Genomic DNA, 26,429 nt, shown 5'->3' with positions numbered 1-26,429 from the left:
TTACTCCAGACGTAATGATAATGACCGGCCAGTTCTTTGCCGGCCGGGTCATTCAGGTGACAACGCTTTCCTGCAGTTAACTGCTGCTACGCTCGTCCTTGCGTGCACGGCCTAATAAGGTCAATGCTGCCTCGCGCGCATTTTTTCCGCAATACAATACCTGATAAATTTCCTCGGTTATTGGCATTTCGACACCAAAACGGTGTGCCAGCTCGCGGACTTCTTTGGTATTGCGGTAGCCTTCCACCACCTGGCCGATCTTCTCCTGCGCGCCGATCACGTCCATGCCCTGGCCGAGCATCATGCCGAAACGACGGTTACGGGACTGGTTGTCGGTGCAGGTCAGCACCAGATCGCCTAACCCTGCCATCCCCATAAAGGTGGCCGGATCGGCACCGAGCGCCGCGCCAAGACGGGACATTTCAGTCAGCCCGCGGGTGATCAGGGCGGTACGCGCGTTCGCGCCAAAGCCGATGCCGTCGGACATGCCCGCGCCGATAGCGATCACGTTCTTCACCGCGCCGCCCAGCTGGACGCCGATAAAATCGGGGTTGCTGTAGACGCGGAAGCTTTTGCCGCAGTGCAGCAGCTGCTGCAGATCGTCAGCGAAGGTCTCGTCGGTGGAGGCCAGCGAGATAGCCGTTGGCAGCCCTGCCGCCAGCTCTTTCGCAAAGGTCGGGCCGGAGATCACCGCCAGCGGAATAGCATCCCCAAGCGCTTCACGGGCGACATCCTGCAGCAGGCGGCCAGTCTCGGCTTCCAGCCCTTTGGTCGCCCAGACCACGCGGGCATCATCACGCATCAGCGGTTTAATCTGACGCAGCACTTCGCCAAAGACATGGCTCGGCACCACGATCAGAATATTACGGCTGGCGGCAAGCGCAGTCGCAAGGTCGCTTTCAAGATGCAGTGAGTCAGGGAAAGGCACATCGGGGAGAAACGCAACGTTGCAGCGATCGGCTTCTAACGTCGCGATATGTTCAGGATTGTGGCCCCAGAGAACCACTTCGTGACCATTTCTTGCCAGGGTGATAGCAAGAGCGGTGCCGTAAGAGCCGGCACCGATCACAGTCATTGACGCATTGACAGTACTCATCAGGCATCCTGATGTTGGTCAGTACCTTCGCCAGCTTGCTGCTGCAGATAGTTCATAAACAGCGCATCGAAGTTCACCGGCGCAAGGTTCAGTTGCGGGAACGTACCGCGGGAAACCAGGCTGGTGATGCATTCACGGGCATACGGGAACAGGATGTTCGGGCAGTATGCGCCCAGGCAATGCGCCATCTGATTACCTTCGATGCCGCCGATGGAGAAGATGCCGCCCTGCTGTACTTCACACAGGAATGCAGTCTCTTCGCCCAGAGAGGCGGTTACGGTAACACGCAGCACGACTTCATACACATCTTCCGCCAGCTGGGTGGAAGCGGTATCCAGATCAAGTTTAACCTCTGGCTGCCAGTCTTTCTGGAAAACGTGCGGCGCATTAGGTGCTTCGTAGGAGACATCTTTGGTGTAGATGCGCTGGATCTGGAAAGTCATTTCGGTATTGTTTTGTTCTGACATGGAAAAACCCTTTTTAATTGTCCTAAAACGCCTTAGCGCAGCAGGGGATCAAGTCCACCACGCGCATCAAGCGCATACAAGTCATCACAGCCACCAATGTGCTGCGCATCGATAAAAATCTGCGGAACCGTCGTACGGCCACTACGTTTAATCATCTCTTCACGCTTTGCAGCATCGCCATCAATAGGCAACTCCTGGAAAGCAACGCCTTTGCTGTCCAGCAGCGCTTTTGCACGATGGCAGAACGGGCAGGTCGCTTTGGTGTAGATCTCGATATTGGCCATGACTCAACTCCTGTTTATTTACCGCGAACCAGAGGCAGATTCTCGCCGCTCCAGCCAGAGATGCCGTCTTTCAGGACAGTGACGTTAGCAAAGCCTGCTTTGACGAGGTTATTTGCCGGCTCCTGAGCCTGCATACCGGTGCCATCAACGACAATAACGGGTTTATCTTTATGCTTTTCCAGTTCGCCAAGGTTATTGGCTTTGATTTCGGTCGGCAGCAGGTTAATGGCGCCTGCAATGTGACCTTTACGGAAATCGTCGCGCTGACGCAGATCGACAACGACGGCCTCTTCTTTATTGATGAGACGCGTTGCTTCGCCGCGGTTGATCACCTTCACTTTCGAAGTGAGGCCTTTAAAAGTGGTGAACAGTACTGCTGCCAGTAGACCAATCCACGCGATACAAAGTATGGGGTGGCGGCTGACAAATTGCATAATTTCTTGCATGGGGGGTAACGACTCCCGACTGAGTGAATAAAAAACCAGGACAGGAGTATACCTGTGCGTTGTGGCAAATACAGCCAGCGACAATAAGCTAATCCATTTTCTGCGTACTGCCACGAAAAAAAAGACCAAAATTCCCCTATCCTTACCCTTGGCCCGGCGGTTTCTTTGATCTTCTGCGGCTATTTGATCGATTCAGCTGTAGTAAAATTACGCAAATTTTTTGTCTTTTGAGCAAAGAGGTTGTCGCAATGTCGGTTTCTAAAAAACCTATGGTACTGATGATTCTGGACGGCTATGGCTATCGCGAAGATCAGCAGGATAACGCCATTTTCAACGCTAAAACCCCGGTCATGGATGCGCTGTGGGCAAAACGTCCACATACGCTGATCGATGCTTCCGGCCTGGAAGTGGGTCTGCCGGATCGCCAGATGGGCAACTCCGAAGTTGGACACGTCAACCTGGGCGCAGGCCGCATTGTTTATCAGGATCTGACCCGTCTGGATGTTGAAATTAAAGAACGTACCTTCTTTGCTAACCCGGTCCTGACCGGCGCGGTTGAGAAAGCGGCGGCAGCGGGCAAAGCCGTGCACATTATGGGCCTGCTCTCTGCGGGCGGCGTTCACAGCCACGAAGATCACATTATGGCGATGGTGGAGCTGGCTGCGGAAAAAGGGGCGGACAAAATCTATCTGCACGCCTTCCTCGATGGCCGCGATACCCCGCCGCGCAGCGCTGAATCTTCCCTGAAAGCTTTTGAAGAGAAGTTTGCCGCCCTGGGCAAAGGCCGCGTGGCCTCCATCATTGGCCGCTACTACGCCATGGACCGCGACAACCGTTGGGATCGCGTAGAGCAGGCCTACAATCTGCTGGTTGAAGCCAAAGGCGAGTTCCAGGCAAACACCGCCGTTGCCGCGCTGGAAGCCGCTTACGCCCGCGATGAAAACGACGAATTCGTGAAAGCGACCGTCATCCGTGCTGTAGGCCAGGCCGATGCCGCGATGGAAGATGGCGATGCGCTGATCTTCATGAACTTCCGCGCCGACCGCGCCCGCGAAATTACCCGCGCCTTCGTGAATGTCGACTTCGACGGCTTCGCCCGTAAAAAAGAGGTTAAGCTCGGCGATTTCGTGATGCTGACCGAATACGCGGCCGACATCAAAGCGCCATGCGCCTATCCGCCGTCTTCCCTGGCGAACACCTTCGGCGAGTGGATGGCGAAGCACGACAAGACCCAGCTGCGCATCTCCGAAACCGAGAAATATGCTCACGTTACCTTCTTCTTTAACGGCGGCGTTGAAGAGTCGTTCAAAGGCGAAGATCGCATTCTGATCAACTCGCCGAAAGTGGCGACCTACGATCTGCAGCCAGAGATGAGCTCTGCCGAGCTGACCGAGAAGCTGATCGCGGCTATCGAAAGCGGCAAATATGACACCATCATCTGTAACTATCCGAACGGCGACATGGTTGGCCACACCGGTGTGATGGAAGCGGCAATCAAAGCCATTGAAGCGCTGGACGAGTGCATTGCGAAGGTGACCAAAGCAGTGGAAGCGGCGGGAGGCCAGATGCTGATCACCGCCGACCACGGAAACGCCGAACAGATGCGCGACCCGGCCACCGGCCAGGCGCACACTGCGCATACTAACCTGCCGGTACCAATGATTTATGTCGGTGATAAATCAGTCAAAGCAGTGGATGGCGGTAAGCTTTCGGACGTTGCCCCGACCATGCTGGCCCTGATGGGCATGGAAATCCCGCAAGAGATGACTGGTAAGCCGCTGTTCATCGTGGAATAATCCCTCCCCATGAGGGGAAAGGCGATTGTTTCAATCACATGGGTCGTGAAGCCGTTACGGTTATCAGTCAGGCCTTTACTGTACGCCAGCGCACTCAGCGCTGGCGTATTGTTGTGCGCTGCATCTGCCCAGGCAGATGAGCGCGATCAGCTCAAAACCATTCAGGCCGATATCGCCGCCAAAGAGCGCGCGGTACGCCAGCAGCAGCAGCAGCGCTCCTCCCTGCTTGCGCAGCTTAAAAAGCAGGAAGAGGCCATCTCCGCGGCCGCGCGTCAGCTGCGTGAAACCCAGAACACCCTCGCCCAGTTGAATAAACAAATAGACGAGATGAATGCGTCTATCGCCAAACTTGAGCGCCAGCGTGCGGCTCAGGAGCGCAGCCTTGCCGCCCAGTTAGACGCGGCCTTTCGCCAGGGTGAACACACCGGCGTTCAGCTGATCCTCAGCGGCGAAGAGAGCCAGCGCGGTCAGCGCCTGCAGGCCTATTTCGGCTATCTTAACCAGTCCCGCCAGGAGACCATCGCCCAGCTGAAGCAGACGCGGGAAGAGGTCACCACGCAAAAAGCAGAGCTGGAAGAGAAGCAGAGCCAGCAGCAAACCCTGCTTTACGACCAGCAGGCCCAGCAGGCCAAACTCGAGCAGGCGCGCAACGAGCGTAAGAAAACCCTTGCCGGGCTGGAGTCCTCCATTCAGGAAGGCCAGAGCCAGCTGAGCGAAATGCGCGCTAACGAATCTAAACTGCGCAACAGCATCGCCCGCGCGGCAGCGGCCACCAAAGCGCGCGCCGAGAAAGAGGCCCGTGAAGCGCAGGCCGTGCGCGACAAGCAGCAGGAAGCCTCCCGCAAAGGCACCACCTATAAACCCACCGAAAACGAACGCTCGCTGATGTCCCGCACTGGCGGTCTCGGCTCTCCGCGGGGTCAGGCCTACTGGCCGGTACGGGGCTCAATTCTGCATCGCTATGGCGAACAGCTGCAGGGTGAGCTACGTTGGAAGGGGATTGTAATCGGCGCATCGGAAGGCAGCGAAGTGAAAGCTATCGCCGATGGCCGGGTGATTCTCGCCGACTGGCTGCAGGGTTACGGCCTGGTGGTTGTGGTTGAGCACGGTAAAGGCGACATGAGTCTTTACGGCTACAACCAGAGCGCGCTGGTCAGCGTTGGTACCCAGGTGCGGGCCGGTCAGGCTATCGCCCTTGTGGGCAGCAGTGGCGGTCAGGGCCGCCCGTCACTCTATTTCGAAATTCGTCGCCAGGGTCAGGCGGTCAATCCACAGCCGTGGTTGGGAAGATAAGTTTTGCTTCAATTTCGTCGTATGGTTTTTCCCCTCGTCAGCGCACTGGCGCTGGCGATGCCGGTTTACGCAGGTAAACTCGCTATCGTTATTGATGACTTCGGTTATCGTCCACACACAGAAAATCAGGTCCTGGCGATGCCGTCCGCCGTCTCTGTCGCCGTCCTGCCAAACGCACCTCACGCGCATGAAATGGCCACCAAAGCCCATAACAGCGGGCATGAAGTGTTGATCCATCTGCCGATGGCACCGCTCAGTAAACAGCCGCTGGAAAAGGACACGCTGCGCCCGGAGATGAGCAGCGACGAGATCGACCGCATCATCCGCGAGGCGTACAACAAAGTGCCTTACGCGGTAGGGTTGAACAACCATATGGGCAGCGCCATGACCTCCAGCCTGTTTGGCATGCAGAAGGTGATGCAATCCCTGGCGCGCTATAACCTCTACTTTCTGGACAGCATGACCATCGGCAACAGCCAGGCGATGCGTGCCGCGCAGGGCACCGGCGTGAAGGTGATTAAGCGTAAAGTGTTTCTCGATGACACGCAGAACGAAGCCGATATCCGCTTCCAGTTTAACCGCGCCGTGCAGGTAGCCCGCCGTTCAGGTTCGGCTATCGCTATTGGTCACCCGCATCCGTCCACCGTTCGCGTATTGCAGCAGATGCTGCCATCCCTGCCTGCGGATATCACCCTGGTTCCGGCGAGCAGCCTGCTCAACGAGCCGCAGGTGGATACCTCCCGGCCGGTCAGCCCGCCGCCCGCCGGCGCTGCGCCTGGCACAAAACCGCGCAATCCTTTCCGTGGCGTGACGCTTTGCGCACCTAAACAGCCGCCGGAGCCGGTCTACGTCACCCGCTACTTCTCGGTGATTGGTGAAAGCATCAGCCAGAGCACGCTGGTGAAATATGTTCAGTTGCAGTGGCAGGGATGGGGTAAGAAAAGTTAATCCCACCTCAGGCGGGATGGCTTACTCAATGACGTGGGAGTCCGCGTGCTTTTTTTTGCTCGCGGACGCCTTTTGCTCCTTGTGCTGATACCAGGCTTTGAAATATTTCAGAAAGCTGTAAAAGGTGGCGTAAAGACCGGTCACTACGCCGACTCTCCCCTGGCGCCACGCGCCGCTGAACAGATACCACTTGAAGAACGCACCGATGGCGCTGATTGCACCGCGCGCAATCGACGGCCTGATGGTCTGGTACTTCACCAGGCGAGTGGTGTAGCTGTTGAGCTTGTTGAACACTTCATGCAGGGAATAGAAGGTGTCATGGCGCACGCGGCCCGGGATTTTTACCGACTGGATCGCCCCTTCCACTTTGTCATCCACCGGCCGCTGATTAAAGCGCGCCTGGGTCCGGTTAAACAGCCGTACCGGGAAGTCAGGTGAAGAGATGGGATAAATAGTGCGTACCTCTTCCCCCAGCACGTGCCAGTAGCGGGAGATGCGCCACGCCAGCTGCGGATGAGGTTCCTCGCCCGCCTTCAGCTGCAGGATGAAATCCACGGTTTCCGCATCCAGAATCTCATCGCTGTCCATGCATAACACCCAGTCGTTGCTCGCCAGATCGATGGCGTGATTCATCTGTACGCCATGCATGGCATAAGGGTGATGATGGGTGCTGATGCCGTACTCCTGGCAAATGGCTAACGTGCCGTCGTGACTGCCGGAGTCGAGGACAACGATCTCATCGGCGACCACCATCAACGGAGGTAACACCTCTCGCAGCAGTCGCGCTGAGTTACAGGTCAATAAACAAACGGTGAGCTTGAACATAGGCGCTGTAAAGTTGAGTAAACTTCCAAAGACTCTATAAGCGCAGGGGGAAAAAAGCGAAGAAAAGTTGGTGGCATTCCGGTTGTGGACTAAAAAACGTGAGGCCAGCGAAAAAAAAGCGCCCGCAGGCGCTTTTTTACTTAATTCCAGCTCAGGATAACTTTCCCTGACTGGCCTGAACGCATCGCGTCAAAGCCCTGCTGGAACTCATCGATGGAGAAGCGATGAGTAATGATTGGGGAGAGATCCAGACCAGACTGGATAAGCGCCGCCATCTTGTACCAGGTTTCGAACATCTCGCGGCCGTAAATACCCTTGATGAACAGCCCCTTGAAGATAACTTTGTTCCAGTCGATGGACATATCCGACGGCGGAATACCTAACATTGCAATACGTCCGCCGTGGTTCATGGTGTCGAGCATAGTGCGGAACGCCGGCGGCGCACCGGACATCTCCAGACCGACGTCAAAGCCCTCGGTCATGCCCAGCTCTTCCATCACGTCGTTCAGGTTCTCTTTAGAGACGTCCACCGCACGGGTAACGCCCATTTTGCGCGCCAGCGACAGACGGTATTCGTTCACATCGGTGATCACCACGTTACGCGCACCGACGTGTTTCGCCACGGCTGCTGCCATGATGCCGATTGGGCCTGCACCGGAAACCAGTACGTCTTCGCCCACCAGATCGAACGACAGCGCGGTGTGCACCGCATTACCAAACGGGTCGAAGATGGAGGCCAGATCGTCGGAGATGTTGTCCGGGATTTTGAAGGCGTTGAACGCCGGGATCACCAGGTATTCTGCGAAGCAGCCCGGGCGGTTAACGCCCACGCCGACGGTGTTGCGGCACAGGTGGGTGCGTCCGCCGCGGCAGTTACGGCAGTGGCCGCAGGTGATATGGCCTTCGCCGGAGACGCGATCGCCAATTTTAAAGCCTTTCACTTCCTGACCGATGCCAACCACTTCGCCGACGTATTCGTGACCGACAACCATCGGGACCGGAATGGTTTTCTGCGACCACTGGTCCCAGTTGTAGATATGTACGTCAGTACCGCAGATGGCGGTTTTACGAATTTTAATCAGCAGATCGTTATGACCGACTTCCGGCTCCGGAACGTCGGTCATCCAGATGCCTTCTTCCGCTTTCAGTTTGGATAACGCTTTCATCACACGTCCTCAGGCAATCACGCCCAGTTGTTTACCGATGCGGGTAAAGGCTTCCACCGCACGCTCAATTTGTTCAGGGGAATGCGCCGCAGACATCTGGGTGCGGATACGCGCCTGACCTTTTGGCACCACCGGGAAGAAGAAACCGGTGACGTAAATACCCTCTTTCTGCAGTTCGCGGGCGAAGTTCTGCGCTACCACGGCATCACCCAGCATGACCGGGATAATGGCGTGATCGGCACCGGCCAGCGTAAAGCCTGCGGCGGTCATTTTTTCGCGGAACAGACGGGCGTTGGCCCACAGTTTGTCGCGCAGATCGGCACCCGATTCCACCATCTCCAGCACTTTAATGGAGGCGGAAACAATGGCCGGGGCCAGGGAGTTGGAGAACAGGTACGGACGGGAACGCTGACGCAGCCACTCTACCACCTCTTTGCGCGCCGCGGTATAGCCGCCAGACGCGCCGCCGAGGGCTTTACCCAGGGTGCCGGTGATGATGTCCACGCGGCCCATCACGTCGCAGTATTCGTGGGATCCACGGCCGTTTTCGCCGACAAAGCCGACGGCGTGGGAGTCATCGACCATCACCAGCGCATCGTATTTGTCTGCCAGGTCGCAGACGCCTTTCAGGTTGGCGATCACGCCGTCCATGGAGAACACGCCGTCGGTGGCGATCAGCACGTGACGCGCACCGGCTTCACGGGCCTCTTTCAGACGCGCTTCCAGCTCAACCATGTCGTTATTGGCGTAGCGGAAACGCTTCGCTTTACACAGACGCACGCCGTCGATGATCGACGCGTGGTTCAGGGTATCGGAAATAATCGCATCTTCCGCGCCGAGCAGGGTCTCGAACAGACCGCCGTTGGCGTCAAAGCAGGACGAGTACAGAATGGCGTCTTCCATCCCGAGGAAGGCGGCCAGCTTGCTCTCCAGCGCCTTGTGGCTGTCCTGGGTACCGCAGATGAAACGCACGGAGGCCATGCCAAAACCGTGGGTGTCCATGCCCGCTTTCGCAGCGGCAATCAGCTCAGGGTGATTCGCAAGACCCAGGTAGTTGTTGGCGCAGAAGTTAATCACCTGGCTGCCGTCGGCAACGGTGATATCCGCCTGCTGAGCGGAAGTAATGATTCGCTCTTCTTTGAACAACCCTTCCGCCCGCGCGGTTTCCAGGTCACTGGTTAACTGTTTGTAAAAATCACCACGCATTGCAATTCTCCAGACTCAACAAATTTTGGCACATATTACCCAAAGCTATACGTTGATACGAGATGACGCTTTAACTGTTATCGTTTTTGCAGCATAAATCACGTGTACCCCTGCGCTAAGTCGGTGAATGGCTGAAGGGTGGTCATACTAATGATATGATATGAATATTAGTGCCCGGGATTGTCCCCGGGCTCCACACTTCAAAGGTTACAGTTATGATCATCGTTACCGGCGGCGCGGGCTTTATCGGCAGCAACATTATCAAGGCCCTCAATGACAAAGGCATCACCGACATTCTGGTGGTGGACAACCTGAAAGACGGCACCAAGTTCGTAAACCTGGTGGATCTGAACATTGCCGACTACATGGATAAAGAAGACTTTCTGATCCAGATTATGGCGGGCGAAGAGTTCGGCGATATCGACGCAATCTTCCATGAAGGTGCTTGCTCCTCCACCACCGAGTGGGACGGCAAGTATATGATGGACAACAACTACCAGTACTCTAAAGAGATCCTGCACTACTGCCTGGAGCGCGAAATCCCGTTCCTGTACGCCTCTTCTGCGGCGACCTACGGCGGACGCACCTCTGACTTCATCGAATCCCGCGAATACGAGCAGCCGCTGAACGTGTACGGCTACTCCAAGTTCCTGTTCGACGAATACGTGCGCCAGGTGCTGCCAGAAGCGAACTCCCAGATTGTCGGCTTCCGCTACTTCAACGTCTACGGACCGCGCGAAGGCCACAAAGGCAGCATGGCGAGCGTGGCCTTCCACCTCAATACCCAGCTGAACAATGGCGAAACCCCGAAACTGTTCGAAGGCAGCGATGGCTTCAAGCGTGACTTCGTCTACGTGGGTGACGTGGCAGCGGTAAATCTGTGGTTCTGGGAAAACGGCGTTTCCGGCATTTTCAACCTGGGGACCGGTCGCGCAGAGTCCTTCCAGGCGGTGGCTGACGCAACCCTGGCGTACCACCAGAAAGGCAGCATTGAGTACATCCCGTTCCCGGATAAGCTGAAAGGCCGCTATCAGGCATTTACTCAGGCAGATCTGACCAACCTGCGCGCGGCGGGCTATGACAAGCCGTTCAAGACCGTTGCCGAAGGGGTAACGGAATATATGGCCTGGCTGAACCGCAAGGCGTAAGAAATAAGCATGAAGATACTGGTGATCGGCCCGTCATGGGTGGGCGACATGATGATGTCGCAAAGTCTCTATCGCACGCTCAAGGCGCGCTATCCCCAGGCGATAATTGACGTGATGGCACCCGCGTGGTGCCGTCCGCTGTTATCGCGGATGCCGGAAGTAAATGAGGCGATCCCGATGCCGCTCGGCCACGGGGCGCTGGAGCTCGCCGAGCGGCGCAAGCTTGGCCATAACCTGCGCGACAAACGCTACGACCGCGCCTTCGTGCTGCCTAACTCCTTTAAGTCTGCCCTTGTCCCGTTCTTTGCGGGGGTGCCGCACCGTACCGGCTGGCGCGGCGAGATGCGCTACGGCCTGCTGAATGACGCCCGCGTGCTGGATAAAGAGGCCTGGCCGCTGATGGTGGAGCGCTATGTGGCCCTGGCCTATGACAAAGGGGTGATGCGCAGCGCGAAAGACCTGCCGCAGCCGCTGCTCTGGCCGCAGCTTCAGGTCAACGAGGGTGAGAAATCCCAGACCTGCAACACCTTTGGCCTGCTGGCCGATCGCCCGATGATTGGCTTCTGCCCCGGCGCGGAGTTCGGCCCGGCGAAGCGCTGGCCGCACTATCACTATGCCGAGCTGGCGAAGCAGCTGATCGATGAAGGCTATCAGATTGTCCTGTTCGGCTCGGCGAAAGATCACGAGGCGGGCAATGAAATTCTCGCCGCCCTGAGCATCGAGCAGCAGGCCTGGTGCCGTAACCTGGCCGGGGAGACCCAGCTGGAGCAGGCGGTGATCCTGCTCGCCGCCTGTAAGGCGGTGGTGACAAACGACTCCGGCCTGATGCACGTAGCCGCGGCGCTCAACCGCCCGCTGGTGGCGCTGTACGGCCCGAGCAGCCCGGACTTCACGCCGCCGCTGTCCAGTAAGGCGCGCGTCATTCGTCTGATCACCGGCTACCACAAAGTCCGTAAAGGTGATACCGCCGAAGGCTATCATCAGAGCCTGATCGACATTACCCCGCAGCGGGTCCTCGACGAGCTCAACGAGCTGCTGTTGAGCGAAGAAGGGTAACGGATGCGGGTACTGATCGTTAAAACCTCCTCCATGGGCGATGTGCTGCACACCCTGCCCGCGCTCACTGACGCCATGCAGGCGATTCCGGGCATCCGTTTTGACTGGGTGGTGGAAGAAGGCTTCGCGCAGATCCCCACCTGGCATGCCGCCGTCGACCGGGTGATCCCGGTGGCGATCCGTCGCTGGCGCAAAGCCTGGTTCTCCACCCCGATCAAGGCCGAGCGTAAGGCCTTTCGCGATGCGGTGCAGGCTCAGCGTTACGATGCCATCATCGACGCCCAGGGGCTGGTGAAAAGCGCGGCGCTGGTCACCCGGCTGGCGCACGGCGTGAAGCACGGCATGGACTGGCAGAGCGCCCGCGAACCGCTGGCCAGCCTGTTCTACAACCGCCGTCACGCCATCGCTAAACAGCAGCACGCGGTAGAACGCACCCGGGAGCTGTTCGCCAAAAGCCTCGGCTATGCCAGACCAGAGATGCAGGGCGACTATGCGATTTCGCAGCATTTCCTGCACGATGCAAAACCAGACGCGCCTTATCTCATCTTCCTGCATGCCACCACCCGCGATGATAAACACTGGCCGGAAGCGCACTGGCGTGAGCTTATCGGCCTGCTGGGCAACGCGGGTCTGCACATCCGGCTGCCATGGGGCGCCCCGCACGAAGAGGCGAGGGCGAAACGTCTGGCAGAAGGGTTTGCATACGTGGACGTGCTGCCCCGCATGAAGCTGGATGGCGTCGCGCAGGAGCTGGCGGGGGCAACGGCAGTCGTCTCGGTTGATACCGGACTCAGCCACCTGACGGCGGCGCTGGATCGTCCTAATATTACGCTTTACGGCCCGACGGATCCGGGTCTGATTGGCGGCTACGGCAAAAATCAATATATCTGCCGCCCGGAACATTCATCGCAGCTGAGCGACCTGTCCGCCACTGCGGTATTTGCGCAATTAGAGCCTTTGCTGGCAGCAGAGAGAGCCTATGTCTGATTTTTTCTCAGCGGAGCGCCCACCGAAGCGCGTGCTGATTGTTAAGCTGCGTCATCACGGTGACGTTCTGCTGACCTCGCCGGTCTTCACGGTGTTGAAAACTAACTATCCCAACGTCGAAGTGGATGCCCTGGTGTATGACGACACCCAGGCGATGCTCACCAGCCATCCGTTTATCGACCAGGTGCATACCATCGGGCGTAACTGGCGTAAAAAAGGCTGGTTCGCGCAGTTCCGGCTGTACCGTGCGTTGCTGAACACCCTGAAAGCGCGTGACTACGACGTGCTGATCAACCTGACCGAACACTGGCACGGCGCCCGTCTGGCGCGTCGGCTGAAGCCCCGCGTCTCCGTCGGCTTTAAGCTTGATAAACGTGGCGGGCTGGCGCGTCGTCGCTGGGTGAAATCCTTTACCACCCTCTATCCGGCGATCCAGGATAACAGCCGCCATATGGTGGAGGTGAACCTGGATGCGCTGCGGCGGATCGGCATTCATCCGCAGACCGATGCCGACAAACATACCCTGTTTGTGCCGGGCGACGCGGCAGAAGCGTCGATTGCGGAGAAACTGGCCGGATTCGGGCTGAGCAGCGGCTCTTATATTCTGGTCCATCCCACGTCGCGCTGGATGTTTAAGGCCTGGGATATCAACAAGCTGGCGGCGACCATCGATACGCTGGCGGCCCGCGGCCTGCCCATTATCCTCTCCGCCGCGCCGTCAAAAGAAGAGACAGCCTATATGGATGAGCTGCGCGCTGCGCTCACCCAGCCGGTGTTTGATTTGAGCGGCCAGCTGAACCTGAAAGAGCTGGGTGCGCTGATGAAGCATGCGCGGATCTATTTCGGCGTCGACTCTATGCCGATGCACCTCGCCAGCGCCGTGGGCACCCCGACCGTCGCCATCTTCGGCCCGACCGGGGCGATCAAATGGGCGCCGTGGGGAGTAAACTATCGCGTCATCACTGCAGGATTTACCTGTCAGCCCTGCGGTAAAGCGGGCTGCGGCGACAGCGGCGTCTCCGACTGTATTACGGCCATCACCCCGCAAATGGTGCTGAGCGCCATTGATACCCTGCTGCTGGAAAATCCGGCATGAAGCTGGCTATCGTCCGACAGACCTATAACCCTAACGGCGGCGCGGAGCGCTTCGTCTCCCGCGCGCTGAACGTCCTGGCTCAGGATACGGCCCTGGACGTCACGCTGATCGCCCGCCAGTGGGAAGATGCCGCTGGCTGGAAAACGCTGACCGTTAATCCCTCATTCCGTAACCGCCTTGACCGCGAATCGGGCTTTGCCGACGCCGCGGCGGCGCAGTTTGCGCAGTTCGATATCGTGCAGAGCCACGAGCGCATTCCGGGGGCAACCATCTTCCGGGCCGGTGACGGCGTACACGCCACCTGGCTTGAGCAGTACAACCGCATCCAGTCGCCGCTGGCGCGCTGGGCGCAGTCCCTGAGCCGCTACCATCGCTATATTTTGCGGGCGGAAGCGCAGATGTTTACTCACCCTGCACTGCGCAAAGTGATCTGCAACTCGAAGATGGTGCGGGACGATATTGCCCGCCGCTTTGGCCTGACGGATGACAAGCTGACGGTGATCTACAACGGTGTGGATACCAACCACTTCAGCCCGGCGGTGCGCACGCACTCTCTGCGCGATGCGCAGGGGATCCCACAGAATGCGCCTGTTCTGGCCTATGTGGGTTCCGGCTTCAGCCGTAAAGGGGTGGCGACGGCGCTGCGGGCTATTGTGCCGCATCCTGACGTCTGGCTGCTGATTGCCGGGCGCGACAAGCACGCCCGCAAATTTGAAAAGCTGGCGCAGACGCTCGGTGTGGCATCCCGGGTACGTTTTCTGGGGCCGGTTGCCGAGGTGCGCCAGGTTTACGGCACCGCCGACGCGCTGATCCTGCCGACGCTTTACGATCCCTTCCCGAACGTCTGTGTCGAAGCGCTGGCCTGCGGCCTGCCGCTGCTCACCAGCCATGGCTGCGGTGCGGCAGAGTGGATTGAAGAGGGGGTAAACGGCTGGGTACGCGACGCGCTCGACAGCGACGGTTATCAGCAGACAATCGGACTCTGGCTTGAAGGACGCAGGCAGGGCACTGATTACTCAGCAGCAGCACGCGCGACTGCTGAGCCTTATACCCTGGAGCGAATGGCGAAAGAGCTGCAGGCACTCTATCGCGAACTGCTGCGCTGAGCCGCGGTGGAGAAGACCTTCTCCATCGTCTCCAGCATGCACTCCCGGGTAAAATGGCTGCACAGGTAATCGTAACCCTGCTGCGCCAGCGTTTCGCGCAGCAAAGCGTCCTCATACAGCTTCACAATCGCCTCGCGCAGCGCCGCTTCGTCGCGCTGCGCAATCAACATCCCGGTCTGGCCGTTAATCACCGCATCTGCCGTGCCGCCTGCGTCGGTGGCAATGGTCGCGATCCGCGAGGCCAGCGATTGCAGTACCCCCTGCGGAACGCCCTCCATATCGTGCGAAGGACTGAGCGCGATATCAAACGCCGGGAACCAGCGTTCCGGATCGCTGCGGTGCCCCGCCATCACCACCCGCTCCTGTAGCCCCAGGGCCACGATCTCCTGCTCCAGCGTGGCTTTATGCGGCCCTTCACCGACAATCACCAGCTTAATGTGCGGGTTATCAATGGCGGCGAGAGCGCGTAACAGCACGCTATGGCCTTTGTTTGGGCGCAGATGCGACACCACCCCCAGCCAGAAATCCTCCTGCGACAGACCGCAGTGCGCCCGGGCCTGCTGTTTATCCGCCGGATGAAAACGCCGGGTATCGACGCCGCTGGGCACCGAGGTGCTCTGGGCCATTGGCACGCCAATGTCCGCCATCTGCTGACGCAGCGCCTCCCCGGTGGTCACGATGTGGGCGCAGGCTTTGCGAAACAGCCAGCGGGTGGTCCAGTTATTGCGCGGCACGCCGGAGGCATGACGGGTACGCACCAGCGGGACCGGATTTGACAGGGTGAGATTAGCCAGCGCCACCAGCCAGGTATCGGCAGAATTGTGACTGTTTATAACATCAACAGAGTGGCGGTTCGCTTTCAGCCAGCCGCGCAGCTGCTGCAGGTTATGAAGGTTCTTGCGCCTTAACGGCATGGTGACCACCGTTAACCCGGCATCGCGTGCCAGGGCGTGCAGCGGGGCACTCTCCGGGCAAAGTATGGTTACCTGATGGCCGCGCTGAATCATCCCAAGGGATTCATTAATGATGCGTAACGGCTGGCCGCCCTTACCCCCGTCTGCTTCAGTGTGAACAATATGCATACTTTTCCTGGTTATTGTGCAATAGCTGGCATAACAACAAATTATAACCGTTACGGACCCGGTAATACATAAACTCCCGGTGCCGGAAGGCGCGATAGGGATTATTCTTGCTTACAAACATTGTCCTTCTGTAGGTCAGGTATTTGTGATAGTTTTCTTTGGCTTTTTATTTCCCACTGAAAAACCGTGGAAATCGCTCACTGCATTGTTAATTAGCCGGTAAGAACCGAAAATCCTTAACCAGCCCAAAATATATGACAAATACTCGTAACATTCTGACAGGTCTGTTAGTCCTTGCTGTACTGGCTTTATGTTTTGTCTGGCCTATTCCCAACGATCAGCTGCCGTTTCACCGCAATGGTTTGATTTATCCCATTGTTGCTGTCGCCCTTGGCCTGTTTTTTAGCAAAAGCACTACCAGACAACGGCTGGATTTAAGCAAAATTAAGTTCGTTCTTATTGTTATATGGGCGTTAACTTTCTTTATTCTGATTAATGGTTTTTTTGTCGCGCCAGACATAAAAGAGATGGTTTCTGCCTGGAGCGGCCAGTGGTTACGTCCGGTATTACTGTTCTGTGCGGGCCTGGTACTATTACCGGCGATCCAAAGGACATACCCTTCCGTGACCGCCGCGCGCTACTTTACGCTGGTGATCCTCTTTTTCTGGGGCGTGGTCTGCGTCCATCTGCTTGATACTCTCTGGCTCTACTGGCGTGACGGCTTTATTCACTGGGGCGAAACGCGGATTGTCTATAATCGCACCCGCATGAGCTTCCAGGTCAACATGATCACCGGCTTTATCCTTGCGGAGTTGCTGGCGCGCGGTCTGTTAAAACAACGCTTCCTGCGCCTGAAAACCCCGTTCCTGACGCTGATCCTGTTGAGCAACCTGGTCTGTACCGCGCTGGTGGATACCCGCTGGGGCACCATCGGTCTGGTCGGTAGCCTTTTCTCTACATTTATCCTGCTGAGCCTGCACAGCATGCGCCGCAGCCGGGTTATCGTCACCGGTGGTATTCTGGTTGGCCTTATTGTTGCCTCTGCGCTGCTCGGCTATGCCTCCTGGAAAACTGACCCACGCTGGCAAACCCTTGAAAGTGATGCCATTGCTGGCTGGAATGCTCCTTTCACCAGCTTTTGCTATAACAAAACAGACGGTGCCGTACCGGTAAACAGTCTGGGTGTACCGATGAACCATTCTAATGGCTGTCGGGCCAGCTTCTTCCACCAGGGCTGGATGTTAATTGCCGAACACCCGGCAGGCGTAGGAGCCAAAAAAGAGGCCTTCCGCTATGTGCTGCGCCGGGATACCCAGGATAACCGCATTAACATTCCCCACAGCCACTACGGCCTGATTGAATTCGGTATTCAGAACGGTGTTGTCGGCATCGCGGGCTGGCTGCTCCTGCTGGTGGGCTGCTGGTACATCGGCTGGCGGGAGTTCCGTCGCGGTAAAATGATGGTAGGGATGTTCCTGCTGCTCTTTACCGTCGGCTTCTTCTGCCGAACCATGGTCGACCATAACCTCAAAGATCACTATCTTGAGCAGTATATGTTACTGACCGGCCTGCTGGTTGGCATGTGCGCGCTACGCCCTGCGCCGACTGAAAAGCTAACATCCTGATAATTTATCCGCGCCAGAGGTGTTTAACACTCTGGCGCGGAACGCTTTAGCCTGTCGGCTGTCGAAATGCCGTTGAATGTAATGGTTATACCCTTTTAATTGCTGCGTATTTTTACGGAGAAAGCATGTCTGAAACGCCTCAATTAAGCCTCATCGTTGCCGTTTATAATGGCGAAAAATTCCTGAGCGCTTTTTTTGACAGCATTAAACAGCAGAATTTACCGAGTCTGGAATTGATTATTGTTAATGACGGCTCGACGGATCGCTCAGCTGAAATTATTTCCCGCTATGCCGACGAATTTACCCATTTTCAGGTCATTAACCAGCCTAACGGCGGCGTCTCAGCCGCGCGCAATACCGGCCTTGCCGTGGCTACCGGCGAATACGTTGCTTTCCCGGATATTGATGACGTTATTTACCCTGGCATGTATCCCCGTCTGCTGGAGATAGCCTTTGCGGGCCAGCTGGATGTCGCGACCTGCAACGGCACCTATATTTATGACGATGGCCGCCCATCGAAAAAGATTTTCCCGTCCGACAAACTGGCCTCAACCGGCGTACTGGACGGCCCTGAATGGCTGCAGATGGCGCTGGCCTCGCGCAAATTCCTGCACGTCACCTGGCTGAATATTTATCGCCACGCCTTTATCAAAGCCCAGGGTTTTACCTTCGAGCATGGCCTGCGCCATCAGGATATTCCCTGGACTACAGAAGTGCTGCTTACCGCAAAACGCGTTCAGTATATTGACGAAGTCTATTACGACTATCTGATCCACTCTGCCTCGGTTTCCCATACGCCTGGCACTGACGACACCCGTATGCGTTCGTCACGTCACTATATGAAGATCCTCGAAATGCTGGACGCCATTAATAAGCGCCACCCGGAACAGGTGAAGCGTGTCCCGGCCTGTCAGTGGCAAATCGCCAAAGAGGGTCTGGGTATTCTGCACAGCATTAACAACATCGAAGACAGCGCGAAAAAACGCGAAATCACCCAGGAACTGTTCGATCGCGGCATCTGGTCGATGATCTGGCAAAACGCGCGTGGTTTGCGTCAGCGCTGGCGCCTGGGGCGTCGCTACTTCCGTCTTAAGAAAATCATCGGCTAACGGACATTATGAGCAAACTTAAATTACACGCAGTCTCCCGCGCTGATTTCATCGCTAAAAACTATGCAGATTTCCAGACGCTGCTGGATAACCGCGTAAACCCGGACACCATTCCGGAGCGTTTTTACTGCGGCGGGCGCGGCGGCTGGACTTTCCAGACCACCCTGGCGCTGAAGCACTATTACGGCGACGACATTGAGTGTTCTTTTGGATCAGAGTGTCGCCCGGATGCCATCAACCTGATGCACAACGATGATTTTGGCTCGCGCGTCAAACCCTGGCGTGGCGTGACCGTTGTGGCTCGTGCCGACCGCCCACCGGTGATTGGCGCTGACGTGGTGGTGGATCAGAACCCGGAAGCCGGCAACCGCAGCAACGGCGTTTTCGTCCCCTACTGGCCGCAGCCGGGGGTGAAACCGCGCGAACGTACCGATGAAACCATTAAAACCGTGGCCTTTTTTGGCCGCGTGGACAGCTTCCCGGAGGCGTTCCGCAGCGAGGCTTTCAAACAGCGTCTGGCTGAGCAAGGCATAGACCTGCGTATCTCCTTCGATAACTGGACCAACTACCAGGACGTCGACATCTGTATCAGTTTCCGTAAATCACATGACCACAAACTGGCCCGCAAACCTGCCAGCAAGCTGATTAACAACTGGCTCGGCAAAACGGTGATGATCTGCGACGATGAACCTTCCTATCGCGCTATTCGCGAAAGCGAACTCGATTACCTGATAGCCAAAACGCCTGATGAAGCCTTCGATGCCATCATGCGGCTGAAAAACCACCCTGAACTCTATCGTCAGATGCGTGAGCAGGGTGACAAGCGTCTGCAGGTCTACTCCCGCGAAGCGGTCGCCGCGCGCTGGTTCAGCCTGTTTGAAGATATCTGGCGTAAAGGACTGCATAAACGCCCTACCCTGGTTCGTGCACTGCGTTTTGGTTTCGGTAAAGCCATCCGCCCGCTGACTAAAAAGTTTTGAGTTACTTTGAGTCCATTTATGTTTAAAGCATCCTTACGATCGTCATTGACGCCACGCCGCAATATTCTGCGTACTCTGATATTAACCCTGGTATTCCTGGTGCTGTTTTCACTGTGTGAAATCATCATCCTGCTGAAAGACCATGTGTACCAGCCGAAATCCAGCGACATGTCGCTGTACCTGATTATCTCCCTGCTGGCGGCCGTCAGCGCCCGCTACTTCCTGACCCGGCTCCTGCTGGCGGTCACCTTTATCGTGCAGATATCGGAAGCGGTCTATTACCAGTTCTACGGCCAGTTTTATGGCCCGAGCGAAGTGTGGCTGGCCTTTGTCGAAACCAAAGATATCGCCAGCGGCATTACGGACAGTCTGGGATCGCTTGGGATCTACTTTATCATCATGGCCGTCGCGGTGATCTTCGCGCTGGTCTTTACCCGTCGCCTTGCGCCGCAGTGGCATAAGTGGGTGGCTATGCCGTGCCTGCTGGCTATCGTGGTGATGTTTGCCGGTCAGTTCTACAAAGCCATCGACGGGCAGATGTATAAATTCAACCCGGATCTGCGCCACTCCCTGCTGCGTAACGGTTTGTCGGCCATGAGCTACAGCGCCATTCGCCTGATCCCGGAAGCCCTTTCCGGTGAGAACCAGAACATCGCGCACTATGAGCCCTATGAGGTTAAGCCGGTTGAAGGCAGCCAGGTCGGGAAATACTCCATCATCCTGGCGATTGGCGAGAGCCTGAATCCGCACCACGTCAGCGCGCTGGGCTATGAGCGCGACACCACGCCTGAGCTGAACGCGCTGATGCAGCAGTATCAGGGGACCGGCCGTCTGATCGTGTCGAACGCGGTCTCCACACGTGTGGCGATCCCGATGCTGGTCAACAACCTGCGCGAGCCGGACAACTACGCCGCCTATAAGTCTAAGTCGACCAACATCTTCACCAATGCTAAAAAGCAGGGCTACCAGACGGCGTTTATCTCCGCCCAGGGTCTGGAAGGGCTGAGCAACTGGATTGGTATCCACGATATTGACCTGTGGGAAGATACGCAGATCCGCCCGGCGCCGGACGTGGGTGCCGATGTGGTGCTGACCCCTTCCGTTGAGCAGGCGAAGCTGGACTGGAACAAACCCTTCCTGATGGTGCTGAACAGCCGTGCGCCGCACATCCCTTACGAGCGCAATATCCCGCAGGGCTTTGCCAAATTCTCTACCCCACGCCTGAGTGATGACGTGGCGCAGAAGAAGAACGAGTACGATGATGCCGTGCGCCTGTATGACAAAGAGCTGGCGTCGGCGATCCGTACTGCGATGGCAAAATCCAAACTGCCGGTACTGGTCTTTATTACCTCGGATCACGGCGAACGCGTGGGCGATGGCGGTCTGTTCGGTCACTCCATCGTCGAGATGCCCATTGCCCAGGTGCCGTTCCTCTACTTCAGCAACGACCCGGCGTATACGATGAGCGACATTAGCCCGCAGGTCCCGCTCAACCATTACCAGATGGCGACGCTGATCAACAAGATGCTGGGGTATGCGGTCAGTAACCCGAACCAGAAAGACGACAGCTACTACATCACCGGGGGTGATATTCGGGGACTGTCGGAGCGCGTCACCTATCACCTGAACGAGCTGCCGGAAGCGGAACGTTAAGCAGAAATAATTAAACGGGCAGCTAATGCCCGTTTTTTATCTGTGAACGCACGTAACGCAGGCAAATGGCTGAGCAAAAGCGCCAAAGGGATAGCTTTAAACGGCCTAAATGCTTAGAATTTGCCCGCCGAAACTGAAAAAACGGATAATCGCTTGGAATTGTTGTATACCGCTCTGCTCTATATTATTCAGCCACTGGTGTGGCTACGACTGCTGCTGCGTAGCCGTAAAGCGCCTGCCTACCGTAAACGCTGGGCTGAACGCTATGGTTATTGCCGCAACAAAGTTGCGCCGGACGGTATCCTGCTCCACTCCGTTTCGGTGGGCGAAACGCTGGCCGCTATTCCGCTGGTCCGCGCCCTGCGCCACCGCTATCCGTCTTTGCCGATCACCGTCACCACCATGACGCCAACCGGTTCCGAACGCGCCATGTCCGCCTTTGGCAAAGACGTGCATCACGTCTATCTGCCGTATGATTTACCCTGCGCCATGAACCGTTTCCTCAACACCGTGCGCCCAAAGCTTGTGATCGTGATGGAAACCGAGCTGTGGCCGAATATGATTTCTGCCCTGCACGCCCGCAAAATTCCGCTGGTAGTAGCCAACGCCCGTCTGTCGGAGCGCTCCGCGAAGGGGTATGGCAAGCTGGGTAACTTTATGCGCCGCCTGCTGAGTAAAATCACCCTGATTGCGGCACAAAACGAAGAAGATGGCGCCCGGTTCCTGTCGCTGGGCCTGAAGCGCAACCAGCTGGCAGTCACCGGTAGCCTGAAGTTTGATATTTCGGTTACGCCGGAGCTGGCAGCCCGGGCAGTGACCCTGCGTCGCCAGTGGGCACCGCGCCGCAAAGTGTGGATCGCCACCAGCACCCACGACGGTGAAGAAGAGATTATCCTGCAGGCGCATCGCCAGCTTCTGGAAACCTTCCCGGATCTGCTGTTAATTCTGGTGCCACGTCATCCTGAACGCTTTAAAGACGCCCGCGAGATGGTGCAAAAGGGCGGGTTCAGCTTCACGATGCGCAGCAGCGGTGAAATCCCGTCTGCAAGCACCCAGGTGGTGATTGGCGATACCATGGGTGAACTGATGCTGCTGTACGGTATTGCCGACCTGGCGTTTGTTGGCGGCAGCCTCGTGGAGCGTGGCGGGCATAACCCGCTGGAGCCCGCAGCGCACGCCATTCCGGTGCTGATGGGGCCACATACCTTCAACTTCAAAGATATCTGCGCCAAACTGCAGCAGGCTGACGGGCTGATTACGGTCACCGACGCGAACTCTGTCGTGAAGGAAATTTCCACCCTGCTGACCGACGAAGACTATCGTCTATGGTATGGCCGCCACGCCGTTGAAGTGCTGCATCAGAACCAGGGGGCGTTGACCCGCCTGCTGCAACTGCTGCAGCCTTACCTGCCCGTGCGGAGCCATTGATGCCTGCGCGTCTTTCGGTGGTCATGATCGCCAAAAACGCCGCTGACCTGCTGCCGGACTGCCTTGCCTCCGTGGCATGGGCCGATGAGATTGTCCTGCTTGATTCCGGCAGTACCGACGACACGGTTAACGTCGCCCGCGCCGCCGGTGTACAGGTCCATGTTAATACCGACTGGCAGGGTTATGGCATTCAGCGCCAGCGGGCGCAGCAGTTCGCCACCGGCGATTACGTCCTGATGATCGACACCGACGAGCGCGTCACGCCTGAGCTTCAACAGGCCATCCAGCGCGTACTGGCTGCCCCTCAGCCCGACGCCGTCTACAGCATCGCCCGGCGCAACTATTTCCTTGGCCGCTTTATGCGACACAGCGGCTGGTATCCCGATCGCGTGATGCGCCTTTACCCGCGCACGCGCTATCACTACAACGATAACCTGGTTCATGAATCGCTGGCCTGCGACGGCGCGCCAGTGATTGCCCTCGACGGCGATCTGCTGCATCTCACCTGCCGTGATTTCGCCAGCTTCCAGCGTAAACAGCTTAATTACGCCACGGCGTGGGCCCAGGAGCGTCACCAGCGCGGCAAGAGAACCTCACTGGCAGGAATTTTCAGCCACACCGCAGGGGCGTTTCTGAAGACGCTGGTGCTGCGTGGTGGCGTGCTGGACGGGAAACAGGGCTGGTTACTGGCGGTGGTTAACGCCCAGTATACTTTTAATAAATACACCGAGCTGTGGGCGTTGAGCCGCGGCTACTCAGAGAAAGCGTGAGCCATGAGCACAAAAGCGATTTATCCGGGTACCTTCGATCCCATCACCAACGGCCATATTGATATCGTCACCCGTGCCGCCAGCATGTTTGATACGGTGATCCTGGCGATTGCCGCCAGCCCCAGCAAAAAGCCGCTGTTCGACCTCGATGAGCGCGTTGCGCTGGCAAAAGCCGCAACGGCGCACCTGCCCAATGTTGACGTAGTAGGCTTTAGCGATCTGATGGCGAATTTTGCCCGCGCCCAGCAGGCCAATATCTTAATTCGTGGGCTGCGCGCGGTGGCCGACTTTGAATATGAGATGCAGCTGGCGCACATGAACCGCCACCTGATGCCGGAGCTGGAAAGCGTCTTCCTGATGCCCTCCAAAGAGTGGTCGTTTATCTCTTCGTCCCTGGTGAAAGAGGTAGCGCGCCACGCGGGTGATGTCACCCATTTCTTACCGACAAGCGTGCATCAGGCGCTGATGGATAAGCTGAAATAACTCTTTTTGCCGGGCGGCGCTGCGCTTGCCCGGCTTACATCTGCATCACTTCTGACACTGACGGCAATAGAACGTGGCGCGCTGGGCGTGCTTCGTTGCCACAATCGGCGTACCGCACACCCGGCACGGCTCATCTTTACGGCCATAGACCTGCAGCTCCTGGGCAAAGTAGCCCGGCTTGCCGTCGCTTTGCAGAAAGTCCTTCAGGGTGGTTCCGCCCTGCTCAATCGAGCGCAGCAGCACCGCCTTAATCACCCTTACCAGCAGCTCGCACTCCTGAGCGGAAAGCGATGAGGCTAACCGATCGGGATGGATCCCGGCGGCAAACAGCGATTCGCTGGCGTAGATATTCCCCACGCCGACCACCAGCTTGTTATCCATCAGCCAGGGTTTGATAGGGGTTTTCTTCTTCGCGCACTTTGCCTTCAGGTACTCCGCGTTGAACGCGTCTGAGAGCGGCTCCGGCCCCAGGTGCGCCAGCACGTTATGCCCTTCCAGCTCCTTCGTCCACAGCCAGGCCCCGAAGCGGCGCGGATCCGTATAGCGCAGCACTTTGCCGTTGCTCATCACCAGATCGACGTGGTCGTGCTTTTCAGCAGGCAGCTCTTCGCTGAGGATGCGCAGGCTCCCGGACATCCCCAGGTGAATGATGATCCAGCCGTCGGGCAGCTCCAGCAGCAGGTATTTTGCACGGCGCTGCACGCTAAGGACGGGTTTATCGCTCAGGGCGTGGATCTCATCAGACACCGGCCAGCGCAGACGACCGTTGCGGACAACAGCATGAAGAATGGTCGCACCGACCAGGTGAGGCTCAATGCCACGGCGGCTGGTCTCTACCTCAGGTAATTCAGGCATGGTTCCTCCGTTGGGATGCAGAATGCAAAAAACCCCGCAGATGCGGGGTTTTTCAATACAAGGATTCTAAAATTATTTAATTTTAGCTTCTTTGTACAGTACGTGCTGGCGTACAACTGGATCGAATTTTTTCAGTTCCAGTTTTTCCGGCTTAGTACGTTTGTTCTTCGTGGTGGTGTAGAAGTGACCTGTACCAGCAGAAGAAACCAGCTTGATTTTCTCGCGAATACCTTTAGCCATGATTTATTTCCTCTTTAAGTACTTAGTACTTTTCGCCACGGGCACGCAGTTCGGACAGAACTGTATCGATGCCTTTCTTATCAATAACACGCATACCTTTAGCAGATACACGCAGGGTGACAAAACGCTTCTCGCTCTCAACCCAGAAACGGTGAGAGTGCAGGTTCGGCAGGAAACGGCGTTTAGTCGCGTTCAGTGCGTGGGAACGGTTGTTACCGGTCACCGGACGCTTGCCAGTAACTTGGCAGACTCGGGACATGTCTATTCTCCAAAAATCAAATTAGCTCGAGCTTCGTATGGGGTATCGGCGCCTCGTCAGGCTTTACAGCCCAGTCATCGCGATTCTAAGTGAACCATCGATTGCCAGGCCCAAATGCCAAACCCGAGATTCTCAAAGGTGGCGTAGTATACGCTGACTCGAGGATGTGCTCAAGTCCCGAACAGACAAAGATCCCGATGGATCGCGAGAAATGGCTTAAATCCACCCACGTTCAGCAAACGAAACGTACTCTCCGCGGCCAATGACCAGATGATCAAGAACACGAATGTCCATGAATTGACAGCATTTGATGATGCGTGCAGTCACCTCTCTGTCGGCTTTGCTCGGTTCGGCGCGCCCTGAGGGGTGATTATGCGCGAGGATCACGCCCGCAGCATTCACTTTTATCGCTTCGCGTGCAATTTCCCGTGGATGCACCTCAACATGGCTCAGAGTTCCCGAAAATAAGCGGCTGTGGCTCAGTACCCGGTTTTGGTTATCGAGGAAGATAACCATAAAGATCTCGCGCTCCTCTTCCGCCAGCTGGCTGCGCACAAACTCCCGGGTCATCTGCGGGTCTTTCAGCGGGTTGATGCCTCGTATCCCCGAGCAGTAGTAGCGTTGAGCAAGCTCAGCAATGCCTTTCAGCTGAGCGAATGTCGCCAGACCAATACCCTCTACTCGCCGGAAATCCTTCATCTCTGCGGACAACAAACCATGCAGAGAGCCGAAATGCTGCAAAAGATCTCTGGCAAGGGCAAACACATTTTTACTCCGGGTCCCGGTACGCAGGAACAGCGCCAGCAGCTCTTCGTCCGTCAGCAGCATCGCGCCATCGCGCAGCAGTTTCTCTCGCGGCAACAGCGGGGATAACGTCTCCATACTCTCTCCTCTTCCATGACCAGGCTATGCTGCCACAGACCCCGATGCCTCACGACGACGGATTTCTCGTCTTGCGTAACGCCTCGCAAAGTGGCGGATGGACAACATCACGATGCTTTTCGGATTGTGATAAAATGCCCGCC

Annotated in this window: 27 protein-coding genes; 15 read left to right on the top strand and 12 right to left on the bottom strand. The window is 57.1% G+C overall.

Annotated features, from left to right (window positions below):
- Nucleotides 1-76 precede the first annotated feature (76 nt).
- From gpsA to ACOYA6_RS19935, 4 genes are read right to left on the bottom strand one after another with little or no spacing between them, the layout of a single operon-like run.
- Nucleotides 77-1,096 (bottom strand): NAD(P)H-dependent glycerol-3-phosphate dehydrogenase, encoded by a 1,020-nt coding sequence (gpsA, locus tag ACOYA6_RS19950; RefSeq protein ID WP_039030145.1) that lies wholly within the window; start codon nucleotides 1,094-1,096, stop codon nucleotides 77-79.
- Entirely contained in the window at nucleotides 1,096-1,563 is a 468-nt protein-coding gene (gene secB / locus ACOYA6_RS19945; RefSeq protein ID WP_039030146.1) for a protein-export chaperone SecB, read from the bottom strand. Before secB ends, gpsA begins: the two co-directional genes overlap by 1 nt.
- A 32-nt stretch (nucleotides 1,564-1,595) precedes the next feature.
- A complete protein-coding gene (gene grxC / locus ACOYA6_RS19940; RefSeq protein ID WP_032615744.1) occupies nucleotides 1,596-1,847 on the bottom strand; it encodes a glutaredoxin 3 in 252 nt (83 codons plus the stop codon).
- A gap of 14 nt (nucleotides 1,848-1,861) precedes the next feature.
- Nucleotides 1,862-2,293, bottom strand: coding sequence for a rhodanese-like domain-containing protein (locus ACOYA6_RS19935; protein ID WP_039030147.1), 432 nt, complete (start codon nucleotides 2,291-2,293; stop codon nucleotides 1,862-1,864).
- Nucleotides 2,294-2,541: 248 nt separating this feature from the next.
- Between ACOYA6_RS19935 and gpmM the strand changes: the two genes are divergently transcribed.
- Genes gpmM through ACOYA6_RS19920 form a run of 3 tightly spaced genes read left to right on the top strand, consistent with a single transcriptional unit; the run spans nucleotide 2,542 to nucleotide 6,330 of the window.
- Nucleotides 2,542-4,089 (top strand): 2,3-bisphosphoglycerate-independent phosphoglycerate mutase, encoded by a 1,548-nt coding sequence (gpmM, locus tag ACOYA6_RS19930; protein ID WP_422655270.1) that lies wholly within the window; start codon nucleotides 2,542-2,544, stop codon nucleotides 4,087-4,089.
- A gap of 33 nt (nucleotides 4,090-4,122) precedes the next feature.
- Complete coding sequence (gene envC / locus ACOYA6_RS19925; RefSeq protein WP_422655292.1) at nucleotides 4,123-5,382, top strand: murein hydrolase activator EnvC; 1,260 nt, start codon at nucleotides 4,123-4,125, stop codon at nucleotides 5,380-5,382.
- A gap of 3 nt (nucleotides 5,383-5,385) precedes the next feature.
- Nucleotides 5,386-6,330 carry a divergent polysaccharide deacetylase family protein gene (locus ACOYA6_RS19920; protein ID WP_039030150.1) on the top strand — a complete coding sequence of 315 codons (945 nt, stop codon included), beginning with the start codon at nucleotides 5,386-5,388 and terminating at the stop codon, nucleotides 6,328-6,330.
- Between the two features lie 21 nt (nucleotides 6,331-6,351).
- On the opposite strand, the gene ACOYA6_RS19915 is transcribed toward ACOYA6_RS19920, so the two are convergent.
- The 3 genes from ACOYA6_RS19915 to kbl form a co-directional block, all read right to left on the bottom strand.
- Nucleotides 6,352-7,155 carry a glycosyltransferase family 2 protein gene (locus tag ACOYA6_RS19915; RefSeq protein ID WP_139563933.1) on the bottom strand — a complete coding sequence of 268 codons (804 nt, stop codon included), beginning with the start codon at nucleotides 7,153-7,155 and terminating at the stop codon, nucleotides 6,352-6,354.
- A gap of 140 nt (nucleotides 7,156-7,295) precedes the next feature.
- Nucleotides 7,296-8,321, bottom strand: coding sequence for an L-threonine 3-dehydrogenase (tdh, locus tag ACOYA6_RS19910; RefSeq protein ID WP_039030152.1), 1,026 nt, complete (start codon nucleotides 8,319-8,321; stop codon nucleotides 7,296-7,298).
- A gap of 9 nt (nucleotides 8,322-8,330) precedes the next feature.
- Nucleotides 8,331-9,527 carry a glycine C-acetyltransferase gene (gene kbl, locus ACOYA6_RS19905; RefSeq protein ID WP_422655269.1) on the bottom strand — a complete coding sequence of 399 codons (1,197 nt, stop codon included), beginning with the start codon at nucleotides 9,525-9,527 and terminating at the stop codon, nucleotides 8,331-8,333.
- Nucleotides 9,528-9,742: 215 nt separating this feature from the next.
- Here kbl and rfaD point away from each other — a divergent pair, with 215 nt between their 5' ends.
- Genes rfaD through ACOYA6_RS19880 form a run of 5 tightly spaced genes read left to right on the top strand, consistent with a single transcriptional unit; the run spans nucleotide 9,743 to nucleotide 14,920 of the window.
- Nucleotides 9,743-10,675, top strand: coding sequence for an ADP-glyceromanno-heptose 6-epimerase (gene rfaD / locus ACOYA6_RS19900; RefSeq protein WP_039030154.1), 933 nt, complete (start codon nucleotides 9,743-9,745; stop codon nucleotides 10,673-10,675).
- Nucleotides 10,676-10,684: 9 nt separating this feature from the next.
- Nucleotides 10,685-11,731 carry an ADP-heptose--LPS heptosyltransferase RfaF gene (gene rfaF / locus ACOYA6_RS19895; protein ID WP_422655268.1) on the top strand — a complete coding sequence of 349 codons (1,047 nt, stop codon included), beginning with the start codon at nucleotides 10,685-10,687 and terminating at the stop codon, nucleotides 11,729-11,731.
- A 3-nt stretch (nucleotides 11,732-11,734) separates the two neighbouring features.
- Nucleotides 11,735-12,718, top strand: coding sequence for a lipopolysaccharide heptosyltransferase RfaC (gene rfaC / locus ACOYA6_RS19890; protein ID WP_422655267.1), 984 nt, complete (start codon nucleotides 11,735-11,737; stop codon nucleotides 12,716-12,718).
- Nucleotides 12,711-13,814, top strand: a complete 1,104-nt coding sequence (gene rfaQ, locus ACOYA6_RS19885) for a putative lipopolysaccharide heptosyltransferase III (RefSeq protein WP_422655266.1) — start codon at nucleotides 12,711-12,713, stop codon at nucleotides 13,812-13,814. The genes rfaC and rfaQ overlap by 8 nt, the downstream gene beginning before the upstream one ends.
- Nucleotides 13,811-14,920, top strand: a complete 1,110-nt coding sequence (locus tag ACOYA6_RS19880; protein WP_422655265.1) for a glycosyltransferase family 4 protein — start codon at nucleotides 13,811-13,813, stop codon at nucleotides 14,918-14,920. Before rfaQ ends, ACOYA6_RS19880 begins: the two co-directional genes overlap by 4 nt.
- Here the strand turns inward: ACOYA6_RS19880 and ACOYA6_RS19875 are convergent.
- The gene (locus ACOYA6_RS19875; RefSeq protein WP_422655264.1) at nucleotides 14,899-16,002 is read right to left on the bottom strand and encodes a glycosyltransferase family 4 protein; all 1,104 of its coding nucleotides are present in this window, start codon (nucleotides 16,000-16,002) and stop codon (nucleotides 14,899-14,901) included. The genes ACOYA6_RS19880 and ACOYA6_RS19875 overlap by 22 nt on opposite strands.
- A 254-nt stretch (nucleotides 16,003-16,256) precedes the next feature.
- On the opposite strand from ACOYA6_RS19875, the gene ACOYA6_RS19870 reads away from it, so the two are divergent.
- The 7 genes from ACOYA6_RS19870 to coaD all read left to right on the top strand — a co-directional run bounded on the left by ACOYA6_RS19870 (nucleotide 16,257) and on the right by coaD (nucleotide 24,050).
- Nucleotides 16,257-17,627: an O-antigen ligase family protein gene (locus ACOYA6_RS19870; RefSeq protein ID WP_422655263.1), complete on the top strand. Its 1,371-nt coding sequence runs from the start codon at nucleotides 16,257-16,259 to the stop codon at nucleotides 17,625-17,627.
- A 125-nt stretch (nucleotides 17,628-17,752) separates the two neighbouring features.
- Nucleotides 17,753-18,736 carry a glycosyltransferase gene (locus ACOYA6_RS19865; protein ID WP_139563928.1) on the top strand — a complete coding sequence of 328 codons (984 nt, stop codon included), beginning with the start codon at nucleotides 17,753-17,755 and terminating at the stop codon, nucleotides 18,734-18,736.
- Nucleotides 18,737-18,744: 8 nt separating this feature from the next.
- On the top strand, nucleotides 18,745-19,716 hold the full coding sequence (locus tag ACOYA6_RS19860) for a glycosyltransferase (RefSeq protein WP_422655262.1): 972 nt from the start codon (nucleotides 18,745-18,747) through the stop codon (nucleotides 19,714-19,716).
- Nucleotides 19,717-19,734: 18 nt separating this feature from the next.
- A complete protein-coding gene (locus tag ACOYA6_RS19855) occupies nucleotides 19,735-21,369 on the top strand; it encodes a sulfatase-like hydrolase/transferase (protein WP_138370822.1) in 1,635 nt (544 codons plus the stop codon).
- Between the two features lie 153 nt (nucleotides 21,370-21,522).
- The gene (gene waaA / locus ACOYA6_RS19850) at nucleotides 21,523-22,797 is read left to right on the top strand and encodes a lipid IV(A) 3-deoxy-D-manno-octulosonic acid transferase (RefSeq protein WP_039030212.1); all 1,275 of its coding nucleotides are present in this window, start codon (nucleotides 21,523-21,525) and stop codon (nucleotides 22,795-22,797) included.
- Entirely contained in the window at nucleotides 22,797-23,567 is a 771-nt protein-coding gene (locus tag ACOYA6_RS19845; RefSeq protein WP_422655261.1) for a glycosyltransferase family 2 protein, read from the top strand. The genes waaA and ACOYA6_RS19845 overlap by 1 nt, the downstream gene beginning before the upstream one ends.
- A gap of 3 nt (nucleotides 23,568-23,570) precedes the next feature.
- Nucleotides 23,571-24,050 (top strand): pantetheine-phosphate adenylyltransferase, encoded by a 480-nt coding sequence (coaD, locus tag ACOYA6_RS19840; protein WP_422655260.1) that lies wholly within the window; start codon nucleotides 23,571-23,573, stop codon nucleotides 24,048-24,050.
- A gap of 45 nt (nucleotides 24,051-24,095) precedes the next feature.
- Here coaD and mutM read toward each other — a convergent pair whose 3' ends face one another.
- From mutM to radC, 4 genes are all read right to left on the bottom strand, one after another.
- Entirely contained in the window at nucleotides 24,096-24,905 is an 810-nt protein-coding gene (mutM, locus tag ACOYA6_RS19835; RefSeq protein WP_138370819.1) for a bifunctional DNA-formamidopyrimidine glycosylase/DNA-(apurinic or apyrimidinic site) lyase, read from the bottom strand.
- Between the two features lie 72 nt (nucleotides 24,906-24,977).
- Nucleotides 24,978-25,145 (bottom strand): 50S ribosomal protein L33, encoded by a 168-nt coding sequence (gene rpmG, locus ACOYA6_RS19830; protein ID WP_003024094.1) that lies wholly within the window; start codon nucleotides 25,143-25,145, stop codon nucleotides 24,978-24,980.
- 22 nt (nucleotides 25,146-25,167) lie between these two features.
- Nucleotides 25,168-25,404 (bottom strand): 50S ribosomal protein L28, encoded by a 237-nt coding sequence (rpmB, locus tag ACOYA6_RS19825; protein WP_002436699.1) that lies wholly within the window; start codon nucleotides 25,402-25,404, stop codon nucleotides 25,168-25,170.
- Nucleotides 25,405-25,620: 216 nt separating this feature from the next.
- Nucleotides 25,621-26,286 carry a RadC family protein gene (gene radC / locus ACOYA6_RS19820; RefSeq protein ID WP_422655259.1) on the bottom strand — a complete coding sequence of 222 codons (666 nt, stop codon included), beginning with the start codon at nucleotides 26,284-26,286 and terminating at the stop codon, nucleotides 25,621-25,623.
- Between the last annotated feature and the right edge of the window lie 143 nt (nucleotides 26,287-26,429).

The organism is Leclercia barmai (genome assembly GCF_049312895.1).
Classification (GTDB): Bacteria; Pseudomonadota; Gammaproteobacteria; order Enterobacterales; family Enterobacteriaceae; genus Enterobacter; species Enterobacter barmai.
The sequence above is the reverse complement of the archived record's forward strand: the minus strand, read 5'-3'. Positions and strand labels throughout refer to the sequence as shown.

Bases quoted from the DNA above. Each gene is read 5' to 3' on its own strand.
- gpsA (WP_039030145.1), bottom strand. From the start codon at position 1,096: ATGAGTACTGTCAATGCGTCAATGACTGTGATCGGTGCCGGCTCTTAC.
- secB (WP_039030146.1), bottom strand. From the start codon at position 1,563: ATGTCAGAACAAAACAATACCGAAATGACTTTCCAGATCCAGCGCATC.
- grxC (WP_032615744.1), bottom strand. From the start codon at position 1,847: ATGGCCAATATCGAGATCTACACCAAAGCGACCTGCCCGTTCTGCCAT.
- ACOYA6_RS19935 (WP_039030147.1), bottom strand. From the start codon at position 2,293: ATGCAAGAAATTATGCAATTTGTCAGCCGCCACCCCATACTTTGTATC.
- gpmM (WP_422655270.1), top strand. From the start codon at position 2,542: ATGTCGGTTTCTAAAAAACCTATGGTACTGATGATTCTGGACGGCTAT.
- ACOYA6_RS19915 (WP_139563933.1), bottom strand. From the start codon at position 7,155: ATGTTCAAGCTCACCGTTTGTTTATTGACCTGTAACTCAGCGCGACTG.
- tdh (WP_039030152.1), bottom strand. From the start codon at position 8,321: ATGAAAGCGTTATCCAAACTGAAAGCGGAAGAAGGCATCTGGATGACC.
- kbl (WP_422655269.1), bottom strand. From the start codon at position 9,527: ATGCGTGGTGATTTTTACAAACAGTTAACCAGTGACCTGGAAACCGCG.
- rfaD (WP_039030154.1), top strand. From the start codon at position 9,743: ATGATCATCGTTACCGGCGGCGCGGGCTTTATCGGCAGCAACATTATC.
- rfaF (WP_422655268.1), top strand. From the start codon at position 10,685: ATGAAGATACTGGTGATCGGCCCGTCATGGGTGGGCGACATGATGATG.
- rfaC (WP_422655267.1), top strand. From the start codon at position 11,735: ATGCGGGTACTGATCGTTAAAACCTCCTCCATGGGCGATGTGCTGCAC.
- rfaQ (WP_422655266.1), top strand. From the start codon at position 12,711: ATGTCTGATTTTTTCTCAGCGGAGCGCCCACCGAAGCGCGTGCTGATT.
- ACOYA6_RS19880 (WP_422655265.1), top strand. From the start codon at position 13,811: ATGAAGCTGGCTATCGTCCGACAGACCTATAACCCTAACGGCGGCGCG.
- ACOYA6_RS19875 (WP_422655264.1), bottom strand. From the start codon at position 16,002: ATGCATATTGTTCACACTGAAGCAGACGGGGGTAAGGGCGGCCAGCCG.
- ACOYA6_RS19870 (WP_422655263.1), top strand. From the start codon at position 16,257: ATGACAAATACTCGTAACATTCTGACAGGTCTGTTAGTCCTTGCTGTA.
- ACOYA6_RS19865 (WP_139563928.1), top strand. From the start codon at position 17,753: ATGTCTGAAACGCCTCAATTAAGCCTCATCGTTGCCGTTTATAATGGC.
- ACOYA6_RS19860 (WP_422655262.1), top strand. From the start codon at position 18,745: ATGAGCAAACTTAAATTACACGCAGTCTCCCGCGCTGATTTCATCGCT.
- ACOYA6_RS19855 (WP_138370822.1), top strand. From the start codon at position 19,735: ATGTTTAAAGCATCCTTACGATCGTCATTGACGCCACGCCGCAATATT.
- ACOYA6_RS19845 (WP_422655261.1), top strand. From the start codon at position 22,797: ATGCCTGCGCGTCTTTCGGTGGTCATGATCGCCAAAAACGCCGCTGAC.
- coaD (WP_422655260.1), top strand. From the start codon at position 23,571: ATGAGCACAAAAGCGATTTATCCGGGTACCTTCGATCCCATCACCAAC.
- mutM (WP_138370819.1), bottom strand. From the start codon at position 24,905: ATGCCTGAATTACCTGAGGTAGAGACCAGCCGCCGTGGCATTGAGCCT.
- rpmG (WP_003024094.1), bottom strand. From the start codon at position 25,145: ATGGCTAAAGGTATTCGCGAGAAAATCAAGCTGGTTTCTTCTGCTGGT.
- rpmB (WP_002436699.1), bottom strand. From the start codon at position 25,404: ATGTCCCGAGTCTGCCAAGTTACTGGCAAGCGTCCGGTGACCGGTAAC.
- radC (WP_422655259.1), bottom strand. From the start codon at position 26,286: ATGGAGACGTTATCCCCGCTGTTGCCGCGAGAGAAACTGCTGCGCGAT.